The organism is Pantoea sp. nfd-35 (genome assembly GCF_056892255.1).
On record NZ_CP122403.1, the window covers coordinates 372,775 to 399,382 of the forward strand.

At 55.5% G+C, this 26,608-nt stretch carries 17 protein-coding genes; 12 read left to right on the forward strand and 5 right to left on the reverse strand.

The features are described 5' to 3' along the window. The first annotated feature begins 163 nt into the window (after positions 1–163). From glgB to glgP, 5 genes are all read left to right on the forward strand, one after another. Positions 164–2,347, forward strand: coding sequence for a 1,4-alpha-glucan branching enzyme (glgB, locus tag P9J57_RS01715; RefSeq protein WP_014604837.1), 2,184 nt, complete (start codon positions 164–166; stop codon positions 2,345–2,347). Continuing rightward, positions 2,344–4,323 (forward strand): glycogen debranching protein GlgX, encoded by a 1,980-nt coding sequence (gene glgX, locus P9J57_RS01720; RefSeq protein WP_227008675.1) that lies wholly within the window; start codon positions 2,344–2,346, stop codon positions 4,321–4,323. The genes glgB and glgX overlap by 4 nt, the downstream gene beginning before the upstream one ends. Before the next feature lie 13 nt (positions 4,324–4,336). Further along, on the forward strand, positions 4,337–5,629 hold the full coding sequence (gene glgC / locus P9J57_RS01725; protein WP_014604839.1) for a glucose-1-phosphate adenylyltransferase: 1,293 nt from the start codon (positions 4,337–4,339) through the stop codon (positions 5,627–5,629). Between the two features lie 63 nt (positions 5,630–5,692). Continuing rightward, positions 5,693–7,126 (forward strand): glycogen synthase GlgA, encoded by a 1,434-nt coding sequence (gene glgA, locus P9J57_RS01730; protein ID WP_014604840.1) that lies wholly within the window; start codon positions 5,693–5,695, stop codon positions 7,124–7,126. Positions 7,127–7,144: 18 nt separating this feature from the next. After that, a complete protein-coding gene (gene glgP, locus P9J57_RS01735) occupies positions 7,145–9,592 on the forward strand; it encodes a glycogen phosphorylase (RefSeq protein ID WP_013027535.1) in 2,448 nt (815 codons plus the stop codon). Between the two features lie 1,753 nt (positions 9,593–11,345). Here the strand turns inward: glgP and glpD are convergent. After that, positions 11,346–12,851, reverse strand: a complete 1,506-nt coding sequence (gene glpD / locus P9J57_RS01740) for a glycerol-3-phosphate dehydrogenase (RefSeq protein WP_013027534.1) — start codon at positions 12,849–12,851, stop codon at positions 11,346–11,348. 226 nt (positions 12,852–13,077) lie between these two features. Between glpD and glpE the strand changes: the two genes are divergently transcribed. The 5 genes from glpE (at position 13,078) to malQ (ending at position 19,694) form a co-directional block, all read left to right on the forward strand. Beyond that, positions 13,078–13,407 carry a thiosulfate sulfurtransferase GlpE gene (gene glpE / locus P9J57_RS01745; RefSeq protein WP_483279373.1) on the forward strand — a complete coding sequence of 110 codons (330 nt, stop codon included), beginning with the start codon at positions 13,078–13,080 and terminating at the stop codon, positions 13,405–13,407. Positions 13,408–13,436: 29 nt separating this feature from the next. Beyond that, positions 13,437–14,255 carry a rhomboid family intramembrane serine protease GlpG gene (glpG, locus tag P9J57_RS01750; protein WP_013027532.1) on the forward strand — a complete coding sequence of 273 codons (819 nt, stop codon included), beginning with the start codon at positions 13,437–13,439 and terminating at the stop codon, positions 14,253–14,255. Positions 14,256–14,294: 39 nt separating this feature from the next. Further along, positions 14,295–15,053 (forward strand): DeoR/GlpR family transcriptional regulator, encoded by a 759-nt coding sequence (locus P9J57_RS01755; protein WP_013027531.1) that lies wholly within the window; start codon positions 14,295–14,297, stop codon positions 15,051–15,053. 153 nt (positions 15,054–15,206) lie between these two features. Then, complete coding sequence (malP, locus tag P9J57_RS01760; RefSeq protein ID WP_028715881.1) at positions 15,207–17,612, forward strand: maltodextrin phosphorylase; 2,406 nt, start codon at positions 15,207–15,209, stop codon at positions 17,610–17,612. A gap of 9 nt (positions 17,613–17,621) precedes the next feature. Beyond that, complete coding sequence (malQ, locus tag P9J57_RS01765) at positions 17,622–19,694, forward strand: 4-alpha-glucanotransferase (RefSeq protein WP_014594792.1); 2,073 nt, start codon at positions 17,622–17,624, stop codon at positions 19,692–19,694. A gap of 37 nt (positions 19,695–19,731) precedes the next feature. On the opposite strand, the gene nfuA is transcribed toward malQ, so the two are convergent. Continuing rightward, complete coding sequence (nfuA, locus tag P9J57_RS01770; RefSeq protein WP_013027528.1) at positions 19,732–20,307, reverse strand: Fe-S biogenesis protein NfuA; 576 nt, start codon at positions 20,305–20,307, stop codon at positions 19,732–19,734. Between the two features lie 58 nt (positions 20,308–20,365). Then, the gene (gene gntX / locus P9J57_RS01775; RefSeq protein ID WP_014604845.1) at positions 20,366–21,046 is read right to left on the reverse strand and encodes a DNA utilization protein GntX; all 681 of its coding nucleotides are present in this window, start codon (positions 21,044–21,046) and stop codon (positions 20,366–20,368) included. Positions 21,047–21,080: 34 nt separating this feature from the next. Between gntX and bioH the strand changes: the two genes are divergently transcribed. Together bioH and P9J57_RS01785 are read left to right on the forward strand one after the other, a co-directional pair. Further along, complete coding sequence (bioH, locus tag P9J57_RS01780) at positions 21,081–21,857, forward strand: pimeloyl-ACP methyl ester esterase BioH (protein ID WP_014594791.1); 777 nt, start codon at positions 21,081–21,083, stop codon at positions 21,855–21,857. A gap of 169 nt (positions 21,858–22,026) precedes the next feature. Then, positions 22,027–22,296, forward strand: a complete 270-nt coding sequence (locus P9J57_RS01785; RefSeq protein ID WP_024471381.1) for a YdgH/BhsA/McbA-like domain containing protein — start codon at positions 22,027–22,029, stop codon at positions 22,294–22,296. Here P9J57_RS01785 and P9J57_RS01790 read toward each other — a convergent pair whose 3' ends face one another. Further along, complete coding sequence (locus P9J57_RS01790; RefSeq protein WP_014594789.1) at positions 22,297–23,982, reverse strand: alpha-amylase family glycosyl hydrolase; 1,686 nt, start codon at positions 23,980–23,982, stop codon at positions 22,297–22,299. It abuts the gene before it with no gap. Between the two features lie 282 nt (positions 23,983–24,264). Next, positions 24,265–26,589, reverse strand: coding sequence for a Tex family protein (locus P9J57_RS01795; protein WP_014594788.1), 2,325 nt, complete (start codon positions 26,587–26,589; stop codon positions 24,265–24,267). Positions 26,590–26,608 lie beyond the last annotated feature (19 nt).

The following is a 26,608-nucleotide window of genomic DNA, read 5'->3' on the forward strand; positions in this document are numbered from 1 at the left end:
CTTGATGCTAACTGGTTGTGATTTAAGGAGGCGCGTGGTGAGGAGCGTTTCGTTTTGACACCCACGCCGCTGTACTCATGGCTCAATGAAGAGCAGCGCAACAGACCTGCGATAACACGACGTCGTGGTCTTTTCGCCTGCCAACTATCACAGGAAGAAAGTCATGTCAGAGCTACCCGATCGCCAGGCGATCAATGCCCTTTTTGCGGGTAATTATTCCGACCCCTTTTCACTGCTGGGGATGCATAAAACCGAAAATGGTCTTGAAGTGCGTGCGCTGCTTCCGGAAGCCCTGGAAGTCTGGGTCATTGAAACCTCAACAGGACGCAAACTGGTCCAACTGAAGTGTGATGATTCTCGTGGTTTTTTCAGTGGCGTCGTTCCTCGTCGTAAAAATCCGTTTCGCTATCAACTGGCGGTTAACTGGCACGGCCAGCAGAACCTCATTGATGATGCCTACCGCTTTGGCCCTTTGTTGCAAGAGATGGACTTGTGGCTGCTGGCAGAAGGCACGCACCTGCGGCCCTATGAAACGCTGGGCGCCCACGGCGACGTCATTGATGGTGTGATTGGTACGCGTTTTTGTGTCTGGGCACCTAACGCACGCCGCGTATCGGTTGTCGGTGATTTCAACTTTTGGGACGGCCGTCGTCATCCGATGCGTCTGCGTCAGGAAATGGGCGTCTGGGAGCTGTTTGTTCCTGGCGCTGTTAACGGGCAACTCTATAAATTTGAAATCATCGATGCCCATGGACAGCTCCGTATCAAGGCCGATCCTTTAGCGTTTGAAGCACAAATGCGTCCGCAAACCGCATCAATGATTTGCGGCCTGCCCGAAAAAGTGGAGATGTCGGCCTCACGCAAAGCGGCAAATGAGTTTGATAAACCCATCTCTATCTACGAAGTGCATCTGGGATCGTGGCGTCGCCATACTGATGACAACTTCTGGCTCAGTTACAAAGAGCTGGCTGAACAGCTGGTGCCTTACGTTAAAGAGATGGGGTTTACCCATATCGAGCTGCTGCCCATTAACGAACATCCGTTTGACGGCAGTTGGGGTTATCAGCCGCTCGGTATGTATGCGCCCACCCGCCGTTTCGGTACCCGTGATGATTTCCGCTACTTTATCGACAGCGCCCATGCAGCAGGGCTGAATGTGTTACTGGACTGGGTGCCAGGCCATTTCCCGAGCGATGATTTTGGTCTGGCGAAGTTTGATGGCACCGAACTGTATGAGCACAGCGATCCGCGTGAAGGTTACCATCAGGACTGGAATACGCTGATTTACAACTTTGGCCGTCGGGAAGTCAGTAACTTCCTGGCAGGCAATGCACTGTACTGGATGGAGCGCTTCGGTATTGATGGCCTGCGTGTCGATGCGGTGGCTTCAATGATCTATCGTGATTACAGCCGCGCCGAAGGCGAGTGGATCCCCAATCAATACGGTGGTCGCGAAAATCTCGAAGCCATTAATTTCCTGCGCTATACCAACCGTACTTTGGGACATGTCGCCCCAGGTTCAGTGACGATGGCTGAAGAGTCCACAGACTATCCTGGTGTTTCACGACCGCCTGAAGGTGGCGGCCTGGGGTTCTGGTACAAATGGAACCTGGGCTGGATGCATGACACGCTGGACTATATGAAACTCGACCCGGTACATCGCCGCTACCATCATAATCTGATGAGCTTTGGCATCATGTACAACTACAGCGAAAACTTCGTCCTGCCGCTGTCGCACGATGAAGTGGTGCACGGAAAACGCTCTATTCTTGATCGCATGCCGGGAGATGCCTGGCAAAAATTCGCTAACCTGCGTGCCTACTACGGCTGGATGTGGGCGTTTCCGGGTAAGAAGCTGTTATTCATGGGCAACGAATTTGCGCAGGGCAAAGAGTGGAATCACGATGTCAGCCTTGACTGGCACCTGCTTGAAGGTGAGGACAACTGGCATCACGGCGTTCAGCGTCTGGTGCGCGATCTGAACCATACCTATCAGCATTACACCTCCCTGCATCAGCTTGATTTCGATCCAGCGGGGTTTGAGTGGCTGGTTGTTGATGATGCAGAGCATTCCGTCTTTGCGTTTGTACGTCGCGACCGTGATGGCAATGAAGTGATTGTTGTCAGCAACTTTACCCCTGTCCCGCGTCCGGGCTATCGCTTCGGCGTGAACCAGGCGGGCAGCTGGCGCGAAGTGCTTAATACCGACCAGCATGAATACCACGGCAGCGACGTGCGCAATCATCTGGTGCACACCGATCAGCAGGAAAGTCATGGCCGCCCGCAATCGCTGAGCCTGAATTTACCGCCACTGGCGACGGTATGGTTCGTGCGGGAGGGGGAATGATATTACGTGCCGGACATCCCCAACCGCTGGGTGCCAGCTACGATGGGAAAGGGGTCAATTTTACGCTGTTTTCCCATCACGCTAGGCGTGTTGAACTGTGCCTGTTCGATGAGAACGGCCTTGAGCAGCGCGTTGAACTCACTGAGCGAAGCGGCGATATCTGGCACGGCTATCTGCCCGGACTCAAGCCCGGACAGCGTTATGGCTATCGGGTACACGGGCCGTGGGCGCCCCAGCAGGGGCACTTTTTTAATCCTGCCAAACTGTTAATCGATCCCTGCGCCAGAGCAGTGCAGGGCGATGTCCCCGACGATCCGCGCTTTCACTGCGGGTATGGCGAGCCTGATGGTCGTGATAACGCCGCCCTCGCTCCCAAGAGCATTGTCGTGACGGACGATTTCGACTGGCAAGGGGATGTAGCGCCGCGCACGTCGTGGGGCGATAGCGTCATTTACGAAGCGCATGTCCGCGGTCTGACGCAGCTGCATCCCGGCATTCCCGAACCCCTGCGCGGCACCTATGCTGCTCTGGGACATCCGGTGATGGTGGATTACCTGCTGAAAATGGGCATCACCGCCATTGAGCTCCTGCCCATTGCGCAGTTCGCCAGCGAGCCTCGCCTGCTGCGCCTGGGACTGACTAACTACTGGGGTTATAACCCCTTTGCCCTCTGGGCTGTCGATCCCCGCTATGCATCGGGTCAGGATGGCCTGTCTCCTCTGCAAGAGTTTCAGCAGGCGGTAAAGCGTCTGCACGCTGCCGGGATTGAGGTGCTGCTGGATGTGGTGTTTAACCACACGGCGGAACTGGATGACACCGGACCGACGCTTTCCTTTCGCGGCATTGATAACGCCAGCTATTACTGGCTGGACGAACAGGGCGATTATCACAACTGGACCGGCTGCGGCAATACCCTGAACCTCAGCCATCCGCAGGTAATGAACTGGACGCTGGAGGCGCTGCGCTACTGGGTGCGCGTCTGTCACGTCGATGGTTTCCGCTTTGATCTTGCGCCGGTGCTGGGTCGCGAACCGGATTATCACCGCGATGCGGCTCTGTTTGAGGCCATTCGCGCCTGTCCGATACTGTCAAAAGTCAAACTGATCGCCGAGCCCTGGGATATCGGTCCAGGCGGTTATCAGGTAGGCAATTTTCCTGCGCCCTTTGCAGAATGGAACGATCAATTTCGCGATACGACCCGGCGCGCATGGCTGCATGGTGACGTCAGCCTGGGGGAATTTGCCTGCCGGTTTGCCGCGTCAAGCGACCTTTTTCAGCATGACGATCGCAGGCCACACGCGACCATCAATCTGATTACCGCTCACGATGGTTTTACCCTGCGCGACCTCGTGAGTTTCAACAATAAACATAACGAAGTTAACGGTGAAGAAAACCGTGACGGGCATGGTAACAACTATAGCCACAATCATGGTACAGAAGGTCTGGAGAGCAGTGCGGAGGTGGCGCAGCGTCGGCGCCGCAGCATGCAAGGGCTGCTGACCACGCTGCTGCTTTCTCAGGGAACGCCCATGCTGCTGGCGGGAGACGAACGGGGTCAAAGTCAGCAGGGCAATAACAATGCGTATTGCCAGGACAATCCTCTGAGCTGGCTCAACTGGCACGATGACGAAAAAGCGCTGGTCGATTTTACGGCGTCGCTGATTCAACTGCGCAAGCGAATTCCTGCACTCACAGCAGATCGCTGGTGGCAGAACGATGACGGCAATGTTCAGTGGCTGGACGCCCAGGGTAATCCCGTAGATGAAGCTGGCTGGAAGCAGGGCATGTGTAGCCTGCAGATTCTGCTTTCAGACCGCTGGTTAATAACAATAAATGCGACAGATTCGATATGTGATATCGCCTTACCAGACGGAGAATGGCACGTCCTTCCTCCTTTCACCGGGGAATGTCACCCCATCCGGTTAACTGTCTGGCATGGTCCCGCACACGCTGTGTGTGTGTTCCAAAAGCAATGATAAGGAGTCAGACATGGTCAAATTAGAAAGAGCAGAACATCTCATGCTGGCGCGCCAGCTCCCTACACAAACCGTTGCCCTTGTACTGGCTGGTGGACGCGGTACGCGTCTGGTCGATCTTACCGCTAAGCGTGCCAAGCCCGCCGTTCACTTTGGTGGCAAATTCCGCATTATCGACTTTGCACTTTCCAACTGTGTGAACTCAGGGATTCGCCGCATTGGGGTCATTACGCAATACCAGTCTCATACGTTAACTCAACATATTCAGCGTGGTTGGTCTATCTTCAACGAAGAGATGAATGAATTTGTTGACCTGCTACCTGCGCAGCAGCGCTTCTCGACGGAGCAATGGTATCGCGGAACAGCGGATGCAGTAACACAGAACCTTGACGTTATCCGACGCTATGGCGCGCAGTACGTCGTCATCCTGGCCGGTGATCATATCTATAAGATGGATTACTCAAGGATGTTGCTGGACCACGTGCTGAACGATGCGCGATGCACCATCGCCTGTCTGCCCGTGCCGGTGCATGAGGCGACCGCATTTGGTGTGATGGCCGTCGACGAAAACAATAAAGTAATCGATTTCGTAGAGAAGCCGCCGAAGCCACCGACAATGCCGGGCGATGACACCAAATCGCTGGCCAGTATGGGAATTTATGTCTTCGACGCCGAATACCTCTATGGCTTGCTGGAAGCCGACCTGCATGAAGCAGGTTCAAGCCACGATTTCGGCAAAGATATTCTGCCAAAAGTGGTCGCGAGTGGAGAGGGCTACGCCCATTCGTTTGCGATCTCTTGTGTGCAAAACGATCACGAGGCACCGCCCTACTGGCGGGATGTGGGTACGCTGGAAGCCTACTGGCGCGCCAACCTTGATTTAGCCTCTGTTACACCCGAGCTGGACATGTACGACAGCACCTGGCCGATTCGGACGCACATGGAACCTTTGCCACCGGCAAAGTTTGTTCAGGACCGTTCCGGCAGCCATGGTATGACGATGAACTCACTGGTCTCCGGTGGCTGCATTATCTCGGGATCGGTGGTGGTGAATTCGGTCATGTTTTCCCGCGTGCGGGTGAACTCATTTTGCAATATCGATTCAACGGTACTGCTACCTGATGTGGTAGTCGGCCGATCCTGTCGTCTGCGCCGCTGCGTCATTGACCGCGCCTGTGTGCTGCCAGAAGGGATGGTGATTGGTGAAAACCCTGATGAAGACAGCCGCCGGTTTTTCCGTTCAGAAGAAGGCATTGTACTGGTTACGCGCGCCATGCTGGCCAAACTAAATAGCGCGGGATCATAAACGACAAGCGGCACACAACCCATCGGCACGAGGATCGTGCCTGGTAACTTAATGAGGTCGAGGATGCAGGTTTTACATGTCTGTTCAGAACTTTTCCCGCTGCTGAAAACGGGCGGGCTGGCTGATGTAGTCGGAGCATTACCTCAGGCACAAATTGCGGGTGGAACAGATACGCGTGTGTTGTTACCCGCGTTTCCTGCATTACGTAAAGGAATACCCGATACGCAGGTGGTTGCGGAACTGCAAACCTTTGCCGGTCCGGTGCGCCTGCTTTTTGGGCGATTCGATGGGGTAGGTATCTATCTTATCGACGCTCCCGATCTCTACGATCGGCCGGGCAGTCCTTATCATGATGAATCGCAGTTTGCCTACGTCGACAACTATTTGCGCTTTGCTTTACTGGGATGGATGGGCTGTGAGTTAGGCTGCGGGCTGGATAGCTACTGGCGACCGGATATTGTTCATGCACACGACTGGCATGCGGGCCTGACGTGTGCTTATCTGGAGGCGCGTGGCCGTCCGGCTAAGTCTGTCTTCACCGTGCACAACCTGGCTTATCAGGGGCTTTTTTCGGCGCACCATTTGGATCAGATTCAGCTGCCACAATCGTTTTTTAACATGTTTGGTCTGGAGTTCTTTGGCCAGATCTCTTACCTGAAGGCCGGCTTGTTCTACGCCGACCACGTGACGGCAGTCAGCCCAACTTACGCGCGTGAAATTACGACGCCAGAGTACGGCTATGGCATGGAAACGTTGCTGGCACAGCGTATGCGTGAAGGTCGCCTGAGCGGCGTTCTGAACGGCGTGGACCCGGCTATTTGGGATCCTTCTCACGATCTGTTGCTGAGCTCCCGCTACAACCGGGATACGCTGGAAGCTAAAGCGGAAAACAAGCGCCAGCTGCAGGTTGCGATGGGACTGAAGGTTGACGATAAAGCACCGGTGTTTGCCGTGATCAGCCGCCTGACCCGGCAAAAAGGGCTGGATCTGGTGCTGGAAGCGCTGCCGGGTTTACTGGCGCAGGGCGGACAGCTGGTGCTGTTAGGACAGGGTGATGCTGAGCTGCAGCAGGGCTTTCTGGCCGCCGCCGCCGAACATCCCGGCAGCGTGGGCGTGCAGATTGGCTACCACGAGGCATTCTCGCATCGCATCGTTGGTGGGGCCGATGTCATTATGGTACCGAGCCGTTTTGAGCCTTGCGGCCTGACACAGCTCTATGGACTGAAATACGGCACGCTGCCACTGGTCCGCCGCACGGGCGGGCTGGCGGATACGGTCAACGACAGTTCGCTAGAAAATTTAGCGGATGGCATTGCCAGTGGGTTCAGTTTCGAAGACAGTAATGCCTGGTCCTTATTAAGGGCCATTCGTCGTGCTTTTGTGTTGTGGTCTCGTCCTTCACTGTGGCGTTATGTGCAGCGTCAGGCGATGGGAATGGACTTTAGCTGGCAGGTTGCCGCTCAAGCCTACCGCGATCTTTACCAACGTTTGTTGTAACGGATTGGGAAACAGAAAATGAATACACCATTCACTTACGCTTCACCTACGTTGACGGTTGATGCCTTAAAGCACTCAATCGCTTACAAACTGATGTTCACCATTGGTAAAGACCCTTCGATTGCGAACAAACATGAATGGCTCAACGCCGCGTTGCTTGCCGTGCGCGATCGCATGGTAGAGCGCTGGCTGCGTTCTAATCGTGCTCAACTTTCCCAGGATGTGCGTCAGGTTTATTACCTGTCGATGGAATTCCTGATGGGCCGCACGTTGGGCAATGCGCTACTGGCCATGGGGATCTACGACGATCTCAATCTGGCACTGGACGAAATGGGCCTCGATCTGGCCGAACTCATGGAAGAAGAGAACGATCCCGGCCTGGGCAACGGGGGTTTAGGCCGTCTTGCCGCCTGCTTCCTGGATTCTCTGGCTACGCTGGGCATGCCCGGACGCGGCTACGGCATCCGCTATGATTACGGCATGTTCAAACAAAATATTGTGGACGGCGAGCAGAAAGAGTCTCCGGATTACTGGCTGGAATACGGTAACCCGTGGGAGTTTCAGCGCTTCAACACCCGTTATAAAGTTCGCTTCGGTGGCCGCGTTCAGCACGAAGGTGCCAAAGTGCGCTGGCTGGAAACCGAAGAAATTCTCGCTATGGCCTACGATCAAATTATCCCTGGCTACGACACTGACTCGACCAATACGTTACGTTTGTGGGGCGCGCAGGCCAGTAACGAAATCAACCTGGGTAAATTCAACCAGGGTGACTATTTTGCGGCTGTGGAAGATAAAAACCACTCAGAAAACGTGTCGCGCGTGCTTTATCCCGATGACTCGACCTATTCCGGGCGTGAGCTTCGTTTGCGTCAGGAGTACTTCCTGGTGTCAGCTACCGTGCAGGATATCCTGAATCGCCACTGGATGATGCACCGCACCTGGAACAATCTGGCTGATAAAATCGCCATTCACCTTAATGACACACATCCGGTGTTAGCGATTCCTGAGCTGATGCGGTTGTTGATTGATGAGCATAAATTCACCTGGGATGATGCGTTTGATGTGTGCTGCCAGGTGTTCTCTTACACCAACCACACGTTAATGACTGAAGCCCTGGAAACCTGGCCGGTAGATATGATCGGTAAGATCCTGCCGCGTCATCTGAGCATCATCTTTGAAATCAACGACTTTTTCCTTAAAACGATTCAGGAATACTATCCAGACGACTGGGATCTGCTGTCGCGTATTTCGATCATCGACGAGAACGACGGGCGTCGGGTACGTATGGCCTGGCTGGCTGTTGTTGTCAGTCATAAGGTTAACGGCGTTTCTGAACTGCACTCGAACCTGATGGTTCAGTCCCTGTTTGCCGATTTCTCGCGGCTGTTCCCAGGCCGATTCTGTAACAAAACCAACGGCGTAACGCCACGTCGCTGGCTGGCGCTGGCTAATCCGCCACTGTCAGAATTACTGGACGAACAAATTGGCCGTAACTGGCGCACCGATCTAAGCCAGCTCAGTGAACTCAAAAGCTGTGTTGATTATCCTGCGTTTATTGAGAAAGTGGCTGAAGCCAAGCTGGAAAACAAAAAACGTCTGGCGATCTGGGTGGCGAAGAATCTGGATGTCGTTATCGATCCTAACGCGCTGTTTGACGTACAGATTAAGCGCATCCATGAGTACAAGCGCCAGTTGCTTAACGTTTTGCACGTGATTACGCGCTACAACCGTATCAAAGCCGATCCGGACGCCGAGTGGGTGCCGCGTGTTAACATTTTTGCAGGTAAAGCCGCGTCCGCTTACTACGTTGCCAAGCACATTATTCATCTGATTAACGATGTGGCTAAGGTCATCAACAACGATCCTCAGGTTAAAAACAAACTCAAGGTCGTATTTATTCCTAACTACAGCGTGAGTCTGGCGCAGATTATTATTCCTGCTGCCGATCTCTCTGAGCAGATTTCAACGGCAGGTACCGAAGCATCGGGTACCAGTAATATGAAATTTGCGCTCAACGGCGCGTTGACTATTGGTACGCTAGACGGGGCCAACGTTGAAATGCTGGAGCACGTGGGTAAAGAGAACATCTTCATTTTTGGTAACACAACGCCGCAGGTCGAAGCCTTGCGTAAAGCAGGTTATAACCCGCGTAAATACTATGAAGAAGATGCAGAGTTGCATCAGGTGCTGACTCAGTTGGCCTCAGGCGTCTTTAGTCCGCAGGATCCCGGCCGTTACCGTAATCTGTTCGATCTGCTGGTCAACTTCGGCGATCACTATCAGCTGTTGGCAGATTACCGCAGCTATGTGGATACGCAGGATAAGGTTGATGAACTGTATCGCCAGCCGGATGTCTGGCAGCACCGGGCGGCTATGAACATAGCTGGCATGGGCTATTTCTCGTCTGACCGTACGATTCAGGAATATGCGGATGAGATTTGGAATATTTCGCCGGTAAGGTTGTAGTTTGGCGGTAACGTTTCTGCTCTGAGCAGGTTCCGCCGTTCTCTCCTCAGCGCGGCGGATGCCTCCTGAAATCCCCCGCCTGTGAGGGCTTATTCCTCATTGGGTTTGGCTCTGCCTGTGAGGTGGTGAGCATACCGTTATGCTCTGAGCATGTTCCGCCCGCCAGGCGCCGGGGAGTTTCAGCCTGTCCGTGCAGGCGGTCGGGTTAAGGGGCTCGCGCCAGCCCCTTAACAATCCCGGCGTCCGGCAGCCGCCGCTGTACCTTCGTCACTCACTGCGGCCTGACGGACCGTCCGGATGCGCCATCCCTGGCGCAGCCGTCCTCGTCGCGGCTTCCGTGCCGCGCCGTCCTGGCCTCCGTTCTTTCCTCAGCGCGGCGGATGCCTTCTGAAAACCCCCGCCTGTGAGGGCTTATTCCTCATTGGGTTTGGCTCTGCCTGTGAGGCGGTGAGCATACCGTTATGCTCTGAGCAGGTTCCGCCCGCCAGGCACCGGGGAGTTTCAGCCTGTCCGTGCAGGCGGTCGGGTTAAGGGGCTCGCGCCAGCCCCTTAACAATCCCGGCGTCCGGCAGCCGCCGCTGTACCTTCGTCACTCACTGCGGCCTGACGGACCGTCCGGATGCGCCGTCCCTGGCGCAGCCGTCCTCGTCGCGGCTTCCGTGCCGCGCCGTCCTGGCCTCCGTTCTCTCCTCAGCGCGGCGGATGCCTCCGGAAAACCCCTGCCTGTGAGGGCTTATTCATCATTGGGTTTGGCTCTGCCTGTGAGGCGGTGAGCATACCGTTATGCTCTGAGCAGGTTCCGCCCGCCAGGCGCCGGGGAGTTTCAGCCTGTCCGTGCAGGCGGTCGGGTTAAGGGGCTCGCGCCAGCCCCTTAACAATCCCGGCGTCCGGCAGCCGCCGCTGTACCTTCGTCACTTACTGCGGCCTGACGGACCGTCCGGATGCGCCGTCCCAGGCGCAGCCGTCCTCGTCGCGGCTTCCGTGCCGCGCCGTCCTGGCCTCCGTTCTTTCCTCAGCGCGCCGGATGCCTCCTGAAAACCCCTCGCCTGTGAGATTTTCTGTTTTTCCAAAAGGCTGGTTTTGTCTGTTATTAACAGCATGCAATGGAATTCTGATGAAACAAAAAATGAACACTAATGGGGCGGATGCTTTTATGACACCTGAAGCGATACGGAAGTTGGTCTTAACCCAGAGACTGAAGCGGGGGAGTGGGCCGGCCTTCCCGTCCCGCTGAGCGGATGCAGGATTTCCGGATGAGCCGACAGGACGTCGGCGAAAGTCAGGCCGCGCCAGGGACGGCGCGTCCTGGCGGTCCGGCAGAAATCCTGAAGCAGCGAAGGCACCGCGCAGCGGCGGGTGGGCAGGACGGGAGCCCGGGGTCAAGGGGCCGCGGCGACTGGCGGCCCCTTGTCGGTCGCCCGCATGGGGCGGACTGAAACTGCCTGCCGCCTGGCGAGCGAAACCTTCCCGGAGCTTTATGACTGGACGCCGCTCAGGCTGTAAAACCGGGAGCCCGGGGTCAAGGGGCCGCGGCGACTGGCGGCCCCTTGTCGGTCGCCCGCACGGGGCGGACTGAAACTGCCCGCCGCCTGGCGAGCGAAACCTTCTCAGAGTTACATAACTGGATGCCGCTCAGGCAACCAACCAAAAGCCACGTTCATGCAATGAACCTTGACACGCCGCCGCTAAGGCAAAAAAAAGCGGCACAACAGGCCGCAACCTGTTGCACCGCGCTTTCAGCGCTGACGCGCGACTACGATGCCAGCGACAGCGTAGGCTTCGCCTTAGCCGCCAGCCATTCGGCAATGCGTGCCTGCTGGGATTCGTTCAGCCACATACCTTGCTTGGTACGGCGCCAGATAGCATCATCCACTTCACGCACCCACTCATGCTGCACAAGGTAACGTAACTCCGCCTCATAAAACTCATGACCGAAGTTTTCACCCAGGTCTTCCAGCGATGTCGCGTCTTTAAGCAGCACTTCGGTGCTGCTACCGTAAGTGCGGGCGTAGTGACGTGCCATGTTTTCAGTAATGAACGGGTAACGGCGGCGCAGGCTGGCAGCGTAATCGTCGCTGCTGCCGGAAATATTACCGCCGGGCAGCACGCAGTTTTTAGTCCATGCTGCGCCCGCATCAGGATAATACTTCGACAGCTTCTCCAGCGCATGCTCGGCCAGTTTACGGTAAGTCGTTAATTTACCGCCGAAAACGGACAGCAGCGGCGTCTGACCGTTGTCATCGCGGACATCCAGGGTGTAATCGCGAGTGATCGCCTGCGGCGAATCGGACTCGTCATCACAAAGCGGACGCACGCCGGAATAGGTCCACACAATGTCGTCAGGCGTCAGCTGCTTTTTGAAATGGCCGTTGTACACCTTCAGGATGTAGTCGATTTCATTATCATCAATAGCGACGCTTTTCGGATCGCCTTTGTATTCCACGTCGGTGGTGCCGATGATAGAAAACTCATCCATCCACGGAATGACAAACACAATACGGTTATCTTCGTTTTGCAGGATATAAGCCTGCTTCTCATTGTGAACGCGCGGCACCACAATATGGCTGCCTTTGATCAGGCGAATACCGTAAGGCGATTTCAGCTCCAGGCCATCGTCGAAGAACTGCTTAACCCATGGACCGGCGGCGTTGACCAGGCCTTTGGCCTGCCAGGTGAAGGTTTTGCCGCTGTCGATATCCTCAGCTTCTACCATCCACAGGCCGTTCTCACGCCATGCGCGAGTCACGCGAGTGCGGGTACGCACCTCACCACCATGTTTAACCACTTCCTGCGCATTGAGTACCACCATTCGGGCATCGTCCACCCAGCAGTCGGAATACTCAAAACCGCGCTTAATTTCAGGCTTAAGTGCAGACTCTGCACCAAAGCTCAGGCTTTTACTGCCCGGCAGACTCGTGCGCTTGCCCAGATGATCGTACATAAACAGGCCGGTACGGATCATCCACGCCGGACGCAGATGCGGGCGGTGTGGTAAGCGAAAGCGCATTGGGAACGCGATATGGGGTGCCATCTTTAACAGCACTTCGCGCTCGGCCAGCGCTTCGCTCACCAGACGGAATTCATAATGTTCAAGGTAGCGCAGGCCACCGTGAATCAGCTTTGAGCTGGCGGAAGAGGTCGCGCAAGCCAGGTCCCGCGCCTCTAGCATTAACACCGACAGTCCGCGTCCTGCAGCGTCTGCTGCGATGCCAGCACCGTTGATGCCGCCGCCGATAACGATCAGGTCTTTGGTTTCCACGTTGTCTCCTCCGATGTTCGGAATAGTTCACTTATGTTCGTTTTCGAGCATAATCATAATCGCAAACCAACATTGATGCCAGTATTTAACCACCTAAAAACAATTTTGCGTGATATGGATAACATTATCTGGGCGCAAAGGTGAATAGCCGTAGTGATTGTCAGGTTATTGGCGAGGATTATCAGGTTACACTAGACGTCATTTTGATGATGTTATGAGAGACACCATGGAAACTTACCAATGTATTGATGTTCATCAGGCTCAACAGCGGCTGGCACAAGGCGCAGTAATGGTGGATATCCGCGATGCGCAAAGTTTTGCTCTTGGTCATGCCAACGGCGCCTTGCATTTATCGAATAACAACCTTAATGATTTTATCAGTTCAACCGATACAAGCCTGCCGGTGCTGCTGGTAATGTGCTATCACGGCAACAGCAGTAAAAGTGCAGCGGATTATCTGCACGCCCAGGGATTTACCACTGCTTACAGTATTGATGGCGGGTTTGATGCCTGGCGCGCCGCCTTCCCTCAACAGGTGACCAGTGGCGCTGAGTGACTGGTCAGGCGTAACACGGAGAGTGAGTAATGCGCATTACCCAATTTAACCAGCCGCGCATGGCGCAGGCTTTTGTTGACTATATGGCAACGCGCGGCGTGAAATTGCGTATTGAACGTGAAAGTCATTACGTCATTATGCTGGATGATGAAAGCCAGCTTTCGATGGTCGAAAACGAACTTCAGCAGTTTGTGCGCGATCCCAACCATCCGCGCTACCAGGCGGCAAGCTGGCACAGTGGTAAAACCGACAGCGGGTTGCGCTATGAGCGAAGCAATATCTGGGCAAACATCCGTGAGCGTGCCGGGCCGTTGACCATGGTGGTTATGTTTGCCTGTATTGCGGTATTTGTGCTGATGCAGGTACTGGGCGATCGTACCGTAATGTACTGGCTGGCGTGGCCAGATGCCGATCAACATTTTGAGATCTGGCGCTGGTTCAGCCATGTGCTACTTCACTTTTCACTGTTGCACATCCTGTTTAATCTGATGTGGTGGTGGTATCTCGGTGGAGCCGTAGAAAAACGGCTGGGCAGCGGTAAGCTTTTTGTTATTTTTATCATTTCTGCACTGCTCAGCGGCTGGCTTCAGTCGAAATTTAGCGGTATCTGGTTTGGCGGCCTGTCCGGTGTGGTCTATGCGCTGATGGGATACTGCTGGCTGCGCGGTGAACGCGATCCCGACAGCGGTGTTTATCTGGAGCGTGGGTTAATCGGCTTTGCACTTGTCTGGCTGGTGGTGGGCTGGTTTGGTGCATTTGGTCTGGCTATCGCTAACGCAGCACACGTTGGTGGCCTGCTTGTCGGACTGGCAATGGCGTTTGTCGACACACGCAAGCGTAAACGGTAGTCACAACGAATAAGAATAAGCCCGAAACAGGAGAGGAATGTGAAGCAGACGCAACGTCATGACGCCATTATTGATCTGGTTCGGCGTCAGGGATATGTCAGTACTGAGGAGCTGGTCGATCATTTCGAGGTCAGCCCACAAACGATTCGTCGTGATTTAAACGACCTTGCCGATCAAAATAAAATTCAGCGCCACCACGGCGGCGCGGCCTTGCCTTCCAGTTCAGAGAATACCGCCTGGCAGGATCGTAAGATGATGTGGTCAGCAGAAAAAGCGCGTATCGCACAGCGAGTGGCCAGCCAGATACCGGACGGGGCGACGCTGTTTATCGATATCGGTACCACACCAGAAGCCGTGGCACATGCGTTGTTAAACCATAGCGATTTACGCGTGGTGACCAATAACCTGAACGTGGCAATGCTGTTGATGGGCAAGCCGGATTTCAGGGTTATTATCGCTGGTGGAGAAGTGCGTACCCGTGATGGCGCAGTCATGGGGGAAGCGACGCTGGACTTTATTTCACAGTTTCGTCTTGATTACGGCATCCTCGGGATCAGCGGCATCGATATGGACGGATCGCTGCTGGAGTTTGACTACCACGAAGTCCGTACCAAACGCGCCATCATCGAAAACTCCCGCTGTGTCATGTTGGTGGTAGACCACTCGAAATTTGGCCGTAACGCGATGGTCAATCTGGGGAATATGAGCCAGCTCGACTATCTCTACACCGATAAGATGCCGCCTAACAGCATCATGAAAGTTATTGAACAGCATGAGGTTCACCTCGAACTCTGCTGAGACCTGCACGCCAGTCAGATCACTGGCGTTTTTCAAACCTGCCTGTCGCTTTTTTCTCCACTCGCGTATTTAATTAACATGGCCGCCAGCAATATGGCTGGCCCATGCGCATTCCATTTTTGCTTTACCCATATGGATACAAAAGGGAGTGATATGCCACAGCAGAAATTCAACAAATCCCGTTTTCAGGCTGCGTTAACCCGCCACTGGCAGCATCTTGGTTTCTCGTCCGCAAAACAAATGACGCCGCGCCAGTGGTGGCAGGCACTGAGTGCCACGGTCAACGAATTGCTCAACGCCCAACCGGCGGTCCGGGGCGCGCAACCCCAGCGTCACGTTAACTATCTCTCAATGGAGTTTCTGCTGGGGCGCCTTACAGGAAATAACCTGATGAATCTGGGGTGGTACGACGAGGTCAAATCCCTGCTGGCGGAATACCAGGTTGAGTTAAGCGAATTACTGGAAGAAGAAGTTGATCCGGCATTGGGGAACGGTGGCCTGGGCAGGCTGGCTGCCTGTTACATGGACTCAATGGCGACGGTTGGGCAGCCCGCTACCGGGCACGGGCTTAACTACCAGTACGGTTTGTTTCGCCAGCGTTTTGCAGAGGGGAAACAGGTCGAGGAACCCGACGACTGGGCGCGCGAGACGTACCCCTGGTTTCGGCATAACGCCGCGCTGGATGTCCGCGTCGCGATGGGCGGAAAAGTCATTAAGCAGGATGACGGGCGTAAAGTGTGGGAGCCCGCCATTTATCTTCGTGGAGAAGCCTGGGATTTACCGGTAACAGGTTATCGCAATGGCGTCACCCTGCCGTTGAGGCTGTGGAAAGCGACCAGTGAGCATCCCTTTAACCTGACCCTGTTCAACGACGGTCAGTTTTTGCAGGCTGAGAAGCAGGGGATTGATGCCGCCAGCCTGACCAAAGTGCTCTATCCCAATGATAACCATCCACAGGGCAAACGCCTGCGTCTGATGCAGCAGTATTTCCAGTGTGCCTGTGCGGTGGCCGATATTCTGCGTCGCCATCATCAGGCGGGGAGAAGCATTCATGCGCTGCCTGATTTTGAGGTCATTCAGCTTAACGATACGCATCCCACTATCGCCATTCCGGAGATGCTGCGCCTGCTGCTGGATGAGCACCAGCTAAGTTGGGACGAGGCCTGGCACATCACCAGCCGCGTGTTTGCCTATACCAATCACACCTTAATGCCCGAAGCCCTGGAGCGCTGGGATGAGAAGCTGATACGCAGCCTGCTGCCGCGCCACATGATGATCATCAAAGAGATCAACCGTCGCCTCAAACAGCAGGTTAAACAGCGCTGGCCTGATGACAAAGCGCTTTGGAACAAACTGGCTGTGGTCGCCGAGGGGCAGGTCAGAATGGCTAATCTTTGCGTTGTCAGTGGCTTTGCGGTGAATGGCGTGGCGGCCCTGCATTCCGGGCTGGTCGTGACGGATCTTTTTCCCGAGTACCATCAGCTCTGGCCGCAGAAGTTTCATAATGTCACCAACGGCATTACGCCGCGCCGCTGGATAAAGCAGTGCAATCCTGCGCTGGCTGGCCTGATTGATGACACCCTGAAGCGTGAATGGGTCAACAACCTGACCGCGCTGCAGGGCCTGGAGCCTTACGCCGACGATCCCGTTTTCCGTGAGCGTTTTCGCGCGGTTAAGCAACACAACAAAGCGCGGTTAGCCACCTACATTGCTCAGCACACCGGCATTGTGGTTAACCCAAACGCGATTTTTGACGTGCAGATCAAGCGGCTACATGAATATAAACGTCAGCATCTGGGTCTGCTCCATATTCTGCACTGCTATAAAAACGTCCGCGACAACCCCAATGACGCCAGTATCATCCCCAGAGTGTTTCTGTTTGGGGCAAAGGCGGCACCAGGCTACTACCTGGCAAAGAACATTATCTATGCCATTAACAAGGTGGCAGAGGTGGTGAACAACGATCCGCTTGTCGGCGACAAGCTGAAGGTGGTCTTTATTCCGGATTACCGCATCACGGCCGCCGAATACCTGATTCCCGCCGCCGATCTGTCAGAGCAGATTTCCACCGCAGGTTATGAAGCTTCCGGCACCGGCAACATGAAACTGGCACTGAATGGCGCGCTGACTATCGGCACGCTGGATGGGGCCAACGTGGAAATTGCGGAGCAGGTAGGGGCAGAAAATATCTTTATTTTTGGCAATACCGTGGATGACGTTAAAGCCCTCAAGGCCGGAGGCTACAAACCGCAAAAAGTCCGTAAGCACAACAAGGAACTGGATGAACTGTTGAGATCACTGAAAAAAGGAACGTTCAGTCATGGCGATAAGCATGCATTCAACCTAATGTTGGATAGCCTGACAAAAAATGGCGATCCCTGGCTGGTGCTGGCGGATTATCAGGCCTATATCGATGCGCAGAAACGGGTTGAGGCCTTGTGGCGCGATCGGGAAGCCTGGACGCGCGCCGCCATTCTCAACACGGCGCGAACCGGTATTTTTAGTTCGGATCGGTCGATTCGGGACTATCAACAGCGCATCTGGCAGGCGCAACGCTAAGGAATTGCGATGAAATCCACTTCACTTGATAAAGCCGCCCAGGCGGCGGGAATAGCGCTCACGTATTTCGATGCGAACGGTGAACCTGAAGCCATCAGCGATGATACCAAACGCGCCTTACTGGGCATAATGGAAAACCCACAGAAAGCCGGTAAATCTCCGCTGCCCCCCGTTGTGGTTTTTAGCGGTAACCGTAAACGCGAGCTGACGCCTCAGATGGACGGCAGCTTCCGCTGGCAGTTGCAGACAGAGAAAGGCAAAACCCTTAGCGGAACCCTCGAAGGCGGTGCGCCCTTTAAACTGCCTTCGCCTCTGGGGCAGGGTTATCACCAGCTGACCTTGAGCAAGGGCAAGCGTGAGTGGCAGACGCGCGTGATCGTGACACCGCGCCGTTGTTATCTGCCACCGGCCTTGCGCGCCGGAGAGAAACGTTGGGGGGCGCTGGTGCAGCTTTATACCGTGCGTTCAGAGAAAAACTGGGGCATCGGTGATTTTGGCGATCTGGAAATGTTGCTGGAGCAGCTTGCCGCACGCGGCGGCGACTTTGTTGGCCTGAACCCGTTGCATGCGCTCTATCCGTCCAGCCCCGCTTTTGCCAGCCCCTACAGTCCTTCATCGCGCCGCTGGCTGAATATTATTTACATCGATGTGGCACAGGTTGCCGATTTCCAACAAAGCAGCGCGGGTCAGAAGTGGTGGAAAAGTGCCAAAACCCAAAAGGCGTTAAAGCAAGCCCGTGAAAGCGAATGGGTGGATTATGACGCGGTTATGGCACTGAAAATTGCGGCATTACGTCACGGCTGGGCCCGGTTCCAGTCGCGCGATGCGCAAGACGCACAGAAGCAGCAGTTTGCGGATTTCATCCAGCAGGGGGGCGACAGCCTGCGCTATCAGGCGGCCTATGAGGGTCTGCAGGCTGAAATGCAGGGGAAAGGTGCCACGCACGCGGGCTGGCCGGCCTGGCCTGAGCGCTGGCGTAACAGTCAGTCTTCTGACGTTCAGGATTGGTGCGCGCAGCACGCGGATGAGATTGCCTTCTGGCAGTGGTTACAGTGGCTGGCACAGCAGCAGTTCTCTCAGTGTTGGGCACGGAGCCAGGCGCTGGGCATGAGCGTGGGGCTGTATCGTGATTTAGCGGTCGGTGTGGCCGAAGGCAGTGCCGAAACCTGGCACGATCCGGAGCTGTACCGCCTTAAGGCATCAATCGGCGCGCCGCCTGACAGGCTGGGGCCGTTGGGGCAAAACTGGGGGTTGCCGCCAATGGATCCTCACGTCTTGCAGGCCAGGGGCTATCAACCATTTATCGATATCCTGCGCGCCAATATGCGTGACTGCGGGGCGCTGCGTATTGACCACGTCATGGCTCTGCTGCGCCTCTGGTGGGTTCCGGCAGGTGAAACGGCGGATAAAGGCGCCTACGTCGCTTACCCTGTACACGATCTGCTTGGCATTCTGGCGCTGGAAAGCCAGCGTTTGCGCTGTATGGTGATTGGTGAGGATCTCGGTACGGTACCTAAAGAGATCGTCAGCCTGCTGCGCGACAGCGGCGTGTTTTCCTGGAAAGTTTTGTGGTTTGAGCAGGAAAAACAGGGGAATTACCGTGCCCCCCAGGCCTATCCACGCCAGTCCATTGCCAGCGCCAGTACGCACGATCTTCCCACGTTGACCGGCTTCTGGAGTGCAGGTGATTTAGAGCTTGGCGAGAAAATCGGGCTTTATCCAGACGGGCAAATGGTACAGAACCTGCAGCAGCAGCGGATGAAGCAAAAACAGGCCTTACTGGATGCTCTGCATAAAGCGGGAGCCGTACCGTCGCGCCGCGCAAAGCGGGCGGATGCTCTGGCGATGACGGCCGAACTGAATCAGTCCGTTCACCGTTTTCTGGCGGACACGAACAGTGCGCTGCTGGGGCTACAGCCGGAAGACTGGCTGGGGATGACGACGCCGGTGAATGTGCCGGGAACGGTCGACCAATATCCCAACTGGCGGCGCAAGCTCGCGCAGCCGCTGGAACGCATTTTTGCCGACGATAACGTGAATAAACTGCTGGAAACCGTGACTAAACGACGCAAGGCAGGATAACGGATGCGCGCGACAGCCGGGCTGTCGCGCGGAAACATCAGTAGAAAGAGTGCTCGCCACGCTGATGTTCGGTGATATCGCGCACGCCTTTCAGCTGCGGGAACGCCGCCAGCAGTTCTTTCTCAATGCCGTCTTTAAGGGTGACGTCGATCATCGAACAGCCGTTACAGCCGCCGCCGAATTGCAGAATAGCAAAACCGTCGTCGGTGATTTCCATCAGCGAAACGCGACCGCCGTGGCCTGCCAGCTGCGGGTTAATCTGAGCCTGTAACAGGTACTCAACACGCTCAACCATGGGCGCATCATCGGAAACTTTACGCATTTTGGCATTAGGCGCCTTGAGCGTCAGCTGCGAACCCAGGTTATCCGTTACAAAGTCGATTTCAGCGTCTTCCAGATAGGGCGCGCTCAGCTCATCCACATAGGCTGACAGCTTTTCAAATTTCAGTTCAGTATCTGTCGCTTCTACCGCATCCGGTGGGCAGTAGGACACACCGCATTCGGCAGTTGGCGTCCCCGGGTTAATCACGAATACGCGAATCTGGGTGCCATCTTCTTGTTTGGATAGCAGTTTTGAAAAATGCTCTTGGGCAGAATCAGTAATTCGGATCATGTCAGTTGCTCAATAGTTGACTAATTTAGTTGGTTATAATACGCCCATCATTCAGGCTCTACAAGGTACGGCACAGGCACCACACTTGCACGCTGGCTGCGCCTCGCCCCTGTAACAGGCGGCTGATTTCTCTGACCGTGCTGCCGGTCGTCACCACATCATCGATTAAGGCGATATGGCGTCCGTTAACATCCGTTTCAAGGCAAAACGCACCGCGTAGATTGCGGCGCCGCTGACGGGCACTCAACTGATGCTGAACAGCGCCGGCGCGCTGACGGGATAACGCCAGGCTGAATTCACACTCCAGCCAGCGTGCCAGCGGCGTTGCCAACAGGGCCGTCTGGTTGTAACCGCGCCGCCAGCAGCGTCGGGCATGCAGCGGAACACACATCAGTAAGTCGGGACGAACGGTCTGTCCTCTGCGATACGCATTGAGCCAGCTTAGCAAAAGCAGCCGGGCCAGCATCACCCTGAGTGCGGTAATACCCGAAAATTTTAATTGATTCACCCATGTGCTGAGCGGGGGCTGATAGTGGCTGACGCAGATTAGCGCCTGCCAGGGCGGCGGTCTAAGCAGGCAACGACCGCAGGGCAGGGCATCGGATGCGGCAGGCAGGCCGCAGCACGGACACAGTGACGGCAGCCGTGGTAGCTGGCGCAGGCAAATGCTGCAGAGTCCATGCAGGGCAATCCGCAAGGGTAACTGACATAGCCAACACAGGGCGGGCATTGGTAGCATAGTGACCTCCTTATCAATCATGGAATAGTAACGGATGAGCTCACTTTACTGGCATACCTGTGGCGAAGGAGATGACGATCTTGTGCTGCTGCACGGCTGGGGACTGAATGCGGAAGTGTGGCAAAACATTGTGCCGCGACTCAGCGCACAGTTTCGCCTGCACCTGGTGGATCTGCCTGGCTATGGTCGCAGCCGCGGGTTTGCTGCCCTGTCGCTGGAACAGATGGCGCAGGCACTGGTGCCCTTTCTGCCGCCTCGCGCCATTGTGCTGGGGTGGTCGCTTGGCGGGCTGGTCGCCACACAGCTGGCGTTGAGCGAGCCAGAGCGGTTACGCGCCCTGATTACGGTGGCTTCTTCGCCCTGTTTTACGGCCCGCGATGACTGGCCGGGTATTGCCCCCTTAACCCTGCATAACTTCCAGCAGCAGCTCAGCCACGATTTTCAGCGCACCGTCGAGCGCTTTCTGGCGCTGCAGACCATGGGAACGGAAACCGCTCGGGCGGATGCACGTAAGCTCAAGGAGGTGGTATTGTCGCAGCCGATGCCAGACGTGGACGTGCTCAATGGCGGCCTGACGATTCTGAGCGACGATGACTTACGTGACAGGCTTACGGCCATTACGCTGCCCTTTTTGCGCATGTATGGTGCGCTGGATGGTCTGGTGCCGCGCCGGATTGTGCAGCAACTCGATCCGCTGCTGCCCACGTCGCCGTCTGTCGTAACGGACAAAGCGGCACATGCCCCCTTTATTTCGCACCCGGATGCGTTCTGCCAGCACATTGTTTCATTTATCAGCAAATTAGACAGATAACCCTGGCCGTTACTGGCAAATTTCTGCGCAGCGGCAATACTTCATGAGTGAGCAAGGCCGCTGCACTTCTATGCGATTAGTCAGGGAGATGACTATGCCGTTCGATATAGCCTTAAGCGATTTGCGGCTGCTTACATCTCAACAATGGATCATGAATGAGGGTAGACAAATGAAGGTTATGAAATGGGTTGTTGCATCAATGATGATGGGCGCAGTGTCATTCTCTGCTCTGGCGGCGAAAGAAGTCACCAAAGAAGAAGTGCAGAAGATGCATCTGACCAAAATCGGCACCGTAAATACCACGGCCGAAACCACGTCGCCGATGGATGCCAAGAAGAAGCTGTCAAAGGCCGCTGATGAGAAGGGTGGCAAATACTTCCTGGTGATCGCGGGTCGTGAGCACGGTAAGTTCAGTGCGACAGCGGAAGTGTACAAGTAATTATCGTAGCCACATGAATTGCCAGGCATCCAGCGTTACTGGCTGGGTGCCATCAATTTTCTCACCGCTTACCACATCCTGAAAAAGATGCGCCTCCGGTAACGGGGCTTCAATCTGCCTGCCACTGAGATTAAACACACACAGTAATTCATCACCGCCGTTATGCGAATAACGCTTCATGATGAGCAGGGCATTATCGCTCTGAAACAACGTCAACGGGTTGTCGGGATGAAAGGCCGTCTGGCGTCGACGCTGCTGAATCAGTTTGCTCAGCCGGGTATAAACCTGATGGCGTAAGCCGTCGCTGTTCACCAGTGCGTCTTCGATAGCGGAGAGCGAATATTTTTGCCGGTTAATGGCCCGGTTATGGCCTGCCTCCCGTACGCCGTCATAGTCATTACGCGATCCCAGGATGCTTTGAATATAGACGGCTGGAACACCCGGAAAGGCCAGTAAAATAGCATGCGCCAGCATAAAGCGTTTGAGGCGCGTTTCGTCGTCATCGCCTTCACGGTTAAGCGCGTCGAAATAGGTCACGTTGATTTCGTATGGGCTGGTGCTGCCGTCAGGATTGTTTTTATAAGAGATCAGCGCCCCCTCCAGTGCCAGATCGCGCACCAGCGCCGTGATCTCCACCTCCGATAAAATCCCGCGTGCCGGATTAAGACCTATACCATCGTGCGAGGCCAGGAAGTTAAAAAAGGTTGTATTGCCATTGCCCACCTGCAGGGTGCTGGCCCATTGACGCAGAGCGCGAGCCGATCCTGTGTGGATGGCATGTAGCACCAGCGGCGGCAGGGAAAACTGATACACCATCTGGGCTTCGTCTTGCCCGTTACCAAAGTAGCTGATGTTGTCTTTGTGCGGCACATTCGTTTCGGTGATGATGACGGTGCCGGGTGCGACCACGTCGGCAATGGCGCGAAACAGTTTGACCAGCAGATGCGTTTTTTCGAGGTGAATACAGTTCGTGCCCGGCGTTTTCCACATGTATCCCACCGCATCCAGTCGCACATAGTCCGCGCCACGTTTCAGATAGTCGAGTAGTACCTCTACCATGCGCACCAGCACCCTGGGACGGGCAAAGTTAAGGTCAATCTGATCGGCACTGAACGTGGTCCAGACAAAGCGGATTTCACCGTTTTCCAGCGTAAATGGGGTGAGCAACGGTGACGTTCTTGGCCGTGTGACCGCGCTGAGGTCGGTGGTGGGCGGCAGGCTGATAAAAAAATCATCCCAGCCTTCATCCTGAGCAAGATAATGTTTAAACCACGCACTATGCGCTGACATATGGTTACAGACAAAGTCGAACATCAGGCGCGTTTCCTGATGCAGTAAGGCAATGTTCTGCCAGTCGCCACACAGTGGATCGACCTGATGGTAGTTAATGACCGAAAAGCCATCGTCAGACGAATAGGGATAAAACGGCAGGAGGTGCACCAGCGGAAACGTGGCGTGCAAATGCTGCTGGTAGAAACGTGAAAAGGTGTTGAGTGTGGGTTTGCCCGGCTCGCGGAACTGATCGGCATACGTAATCAGCACCACGTCCTGCTCATCCCAGTGGGCCTTTCTCGGCAGCTTAGTGGTGTCACGGGCTTCAACGATCGTGGCGAGCAGGCGTTCGCGCATAGCCTGAGGAAAGGCATCGGCATAAATCTTATCGATTAAAGCAGTGATCTTTTCCATTATCAAAGGGTGCCACAGCAGGTGTCGTTATTATGACGGGCGTCTTTTTAGCGTAGCGTCAGGGCGGGGATTTTCAACTCAAACGTGCCAGGTCGGCCTGAAAAGCCAGTGCAAAGCAGCAGGCGTGAAGCCCCACACCTGCAACCGCGCCCGCGTCAGAAGGTAAACAGGGGCAGCCTGGAACGTTTTTTCTGTTCAGATAAAACGAGCGACCAGCGAGAGAAGGATGACAGTCACCTCCTTCTCCATGGCGGGGATAAGAGGTGACTGCGTGGTGCGTAACTAGCGTTTTTTACCGAATGCCGCCGCCAGCGCGTCGCCCATGGCGCTGTTGCCTGCGGGCTGGCTGGCAGGACGTGCGCGGCCTTTGCTCGCGGCCGGACGTTTTTCTTCGCGTGGCGCACCGCTCTTCGCGCCACGCGCGTTGCCTTCTCCCGGCTGCTCGTCAAGGCGCATGGTTAAGGCAATGCGCTTACGTTGCAGATCCACTTCCATCACTTTAACTTTAACGATGTCGCCCGCTTTCACGACCTGATGAGGATCTTCCACAAACTTGTCCGACAGCGAAGAAATATGAACCAGGCCATCCTGATGCACGCCAATATCAACGAACGCACCAAAGTTGGTGACGTTGGTCACGGCGCCTTCAAGTACCATGCCTGGCATCAGGTCATTCAGGGTTTCCACGCCTTCGGCAAACTGTGCCGTTTTAAACTCAGGACGGGGATCGCGGCCCGGCTTTTCCAGCTCTTTCATGATGTCGGTCACAGTCGGTAAACCAAAGCGGTCGTCTGTGAAGTCCAACGCTTTCAGGTTACGCAGGCTGGTGGGATTGCCCATCAGCTCACTCAACGCCTGCTCGGTCGCGGCCAGAATGCGTTCCACCACCGGATAAGCTTCCGGGTGCACCGTCGAGGCATCCAGTGGATTATCGCCGTGGTTGATGCGCAGGAAGCCAGCGCACTGCTCAAACGCTTTAGGCCCAAGACGGCTGACCTTGAGAAGCTGCTGACGGTTCTGGAAACGGCCGTTTTCATCGCGCCAGCCAACAATATTTTGTGCCATCATGCGGGTTAACCCGGCCACGCGCGTCAGCAGCGGTACCGAAGCCGTGTTGAGATCGACACCGACAGCGTTCACACAGTCTTCCACCACCGCATCCAGTTTTTTCGCGAGCTGGCTCTGGCTGACGTCATGCTGATACTGGCCGACACCGATCGATTTCGGATCGATTTTCACCAGTTCGGCCAGCGGATCCTGCAGGCGACGGGCGATCGACACTGCGCCACGCAGTGAGACATCCAGATCCGGAAATTCCAGCGCAGCTAATTCAGACGCGGAGTAGACTGAGGCGCCCGCTTCGCTGACGATCACTTTCTGGGCGGTGACCTGGGGAAACTGTTTTTGCAGATCCAGAAAGAAGCGCTCGGTTTCACGTGAGGCGGTGCCATTACCGATGGCGACCAGTTCCACCTGATGTTTCACGCACAGCGCCGCGACCGCTGCCGCCGCCTTGGCCGTTTGCCCGGTATGCGGATAAACTGTATCGGTGGCGACCAGCTTGCCGGTCGCGTCAACCACAGCAACTTTCACACCGGTACGCAGGCCGGGATCCAGGCCCATCGTGGCCCTCATGCCCGCAGGTGCCGCCATTAACAGGTCGTGCAGGTTACGGGCAAAGACGTTAATGGCCTCGTCTTCCGCACGCTCGCGAACGGTACCCATCAGCTCGGTTTCCAGATGCAGCATGACTTTGATGCGCCAGGTCCAACTGACCACGGCCTTGCGCCAGCTGTCAGCCGGTGCGTTATTCAGTCGCAGATTCAGGTGTTCCGCAATCAGGGTTTCACCGTGGCTTTCGCGCGGTGGCTCATCAAACTGCGGATCGGCATTCAGCGACAGCTGTAAAATACCTTCATTACGACCGCGCAGCATGGCCAGCGCGCGATGCGAAGGGACGCTGTGCAGCGGCTCATGGTGATCGAAGTAGTCGCGGAATTTCGCGCCTTCTTCCTCTTTGCCTTCCACCACGTTTGAGACCAGATGGGCATTTTTCCACAAATAGTGGCGGACTTTAGCCAGCAGGGCGGCATCTTCAGCAAAGCGCTCCATCAGGATATAACGCGCGCCATCCAGCGCCGCACGAACGTCAGCGACACCGTTATCCACATTCACATAGCCTGTTGCCAACTGCTCAGGGTCCTGTGAAGGATCCTGCCATAAGGTATCGGCCAGGGGTTCCAGCCCGGCTTCAATCGCGATTTGGCCACGTGTACGGCGCTTAGGCTTATAGGGCAGGTAGAGGTCTTCAAGTTCGGTTTTGCTGAGGGTGGTATTGATGGCATTCGCCAGATCGTCGGTGAGTTTTCCCTGTTCCTCTATAGATTTCAGGATGGCCTGCCTACGCTCGGATAATTCACGCAGGTAGCTGAGGCGGGTTTCGAGCTGGCGGAGTTGTGTATCATCCAGGCCGCCCGTCACCTCTTTACGATAACGTGCGATAAACGGCACGGTATTCCCTTCATCCAACAGGCGGACGGCCGCATCAACTTGCTCAGGGCGCGCCTGTAGCTCACTTGCAATTAGCTGGCTAAGAACATTCATCATCGGACTATTATGCTTTCTG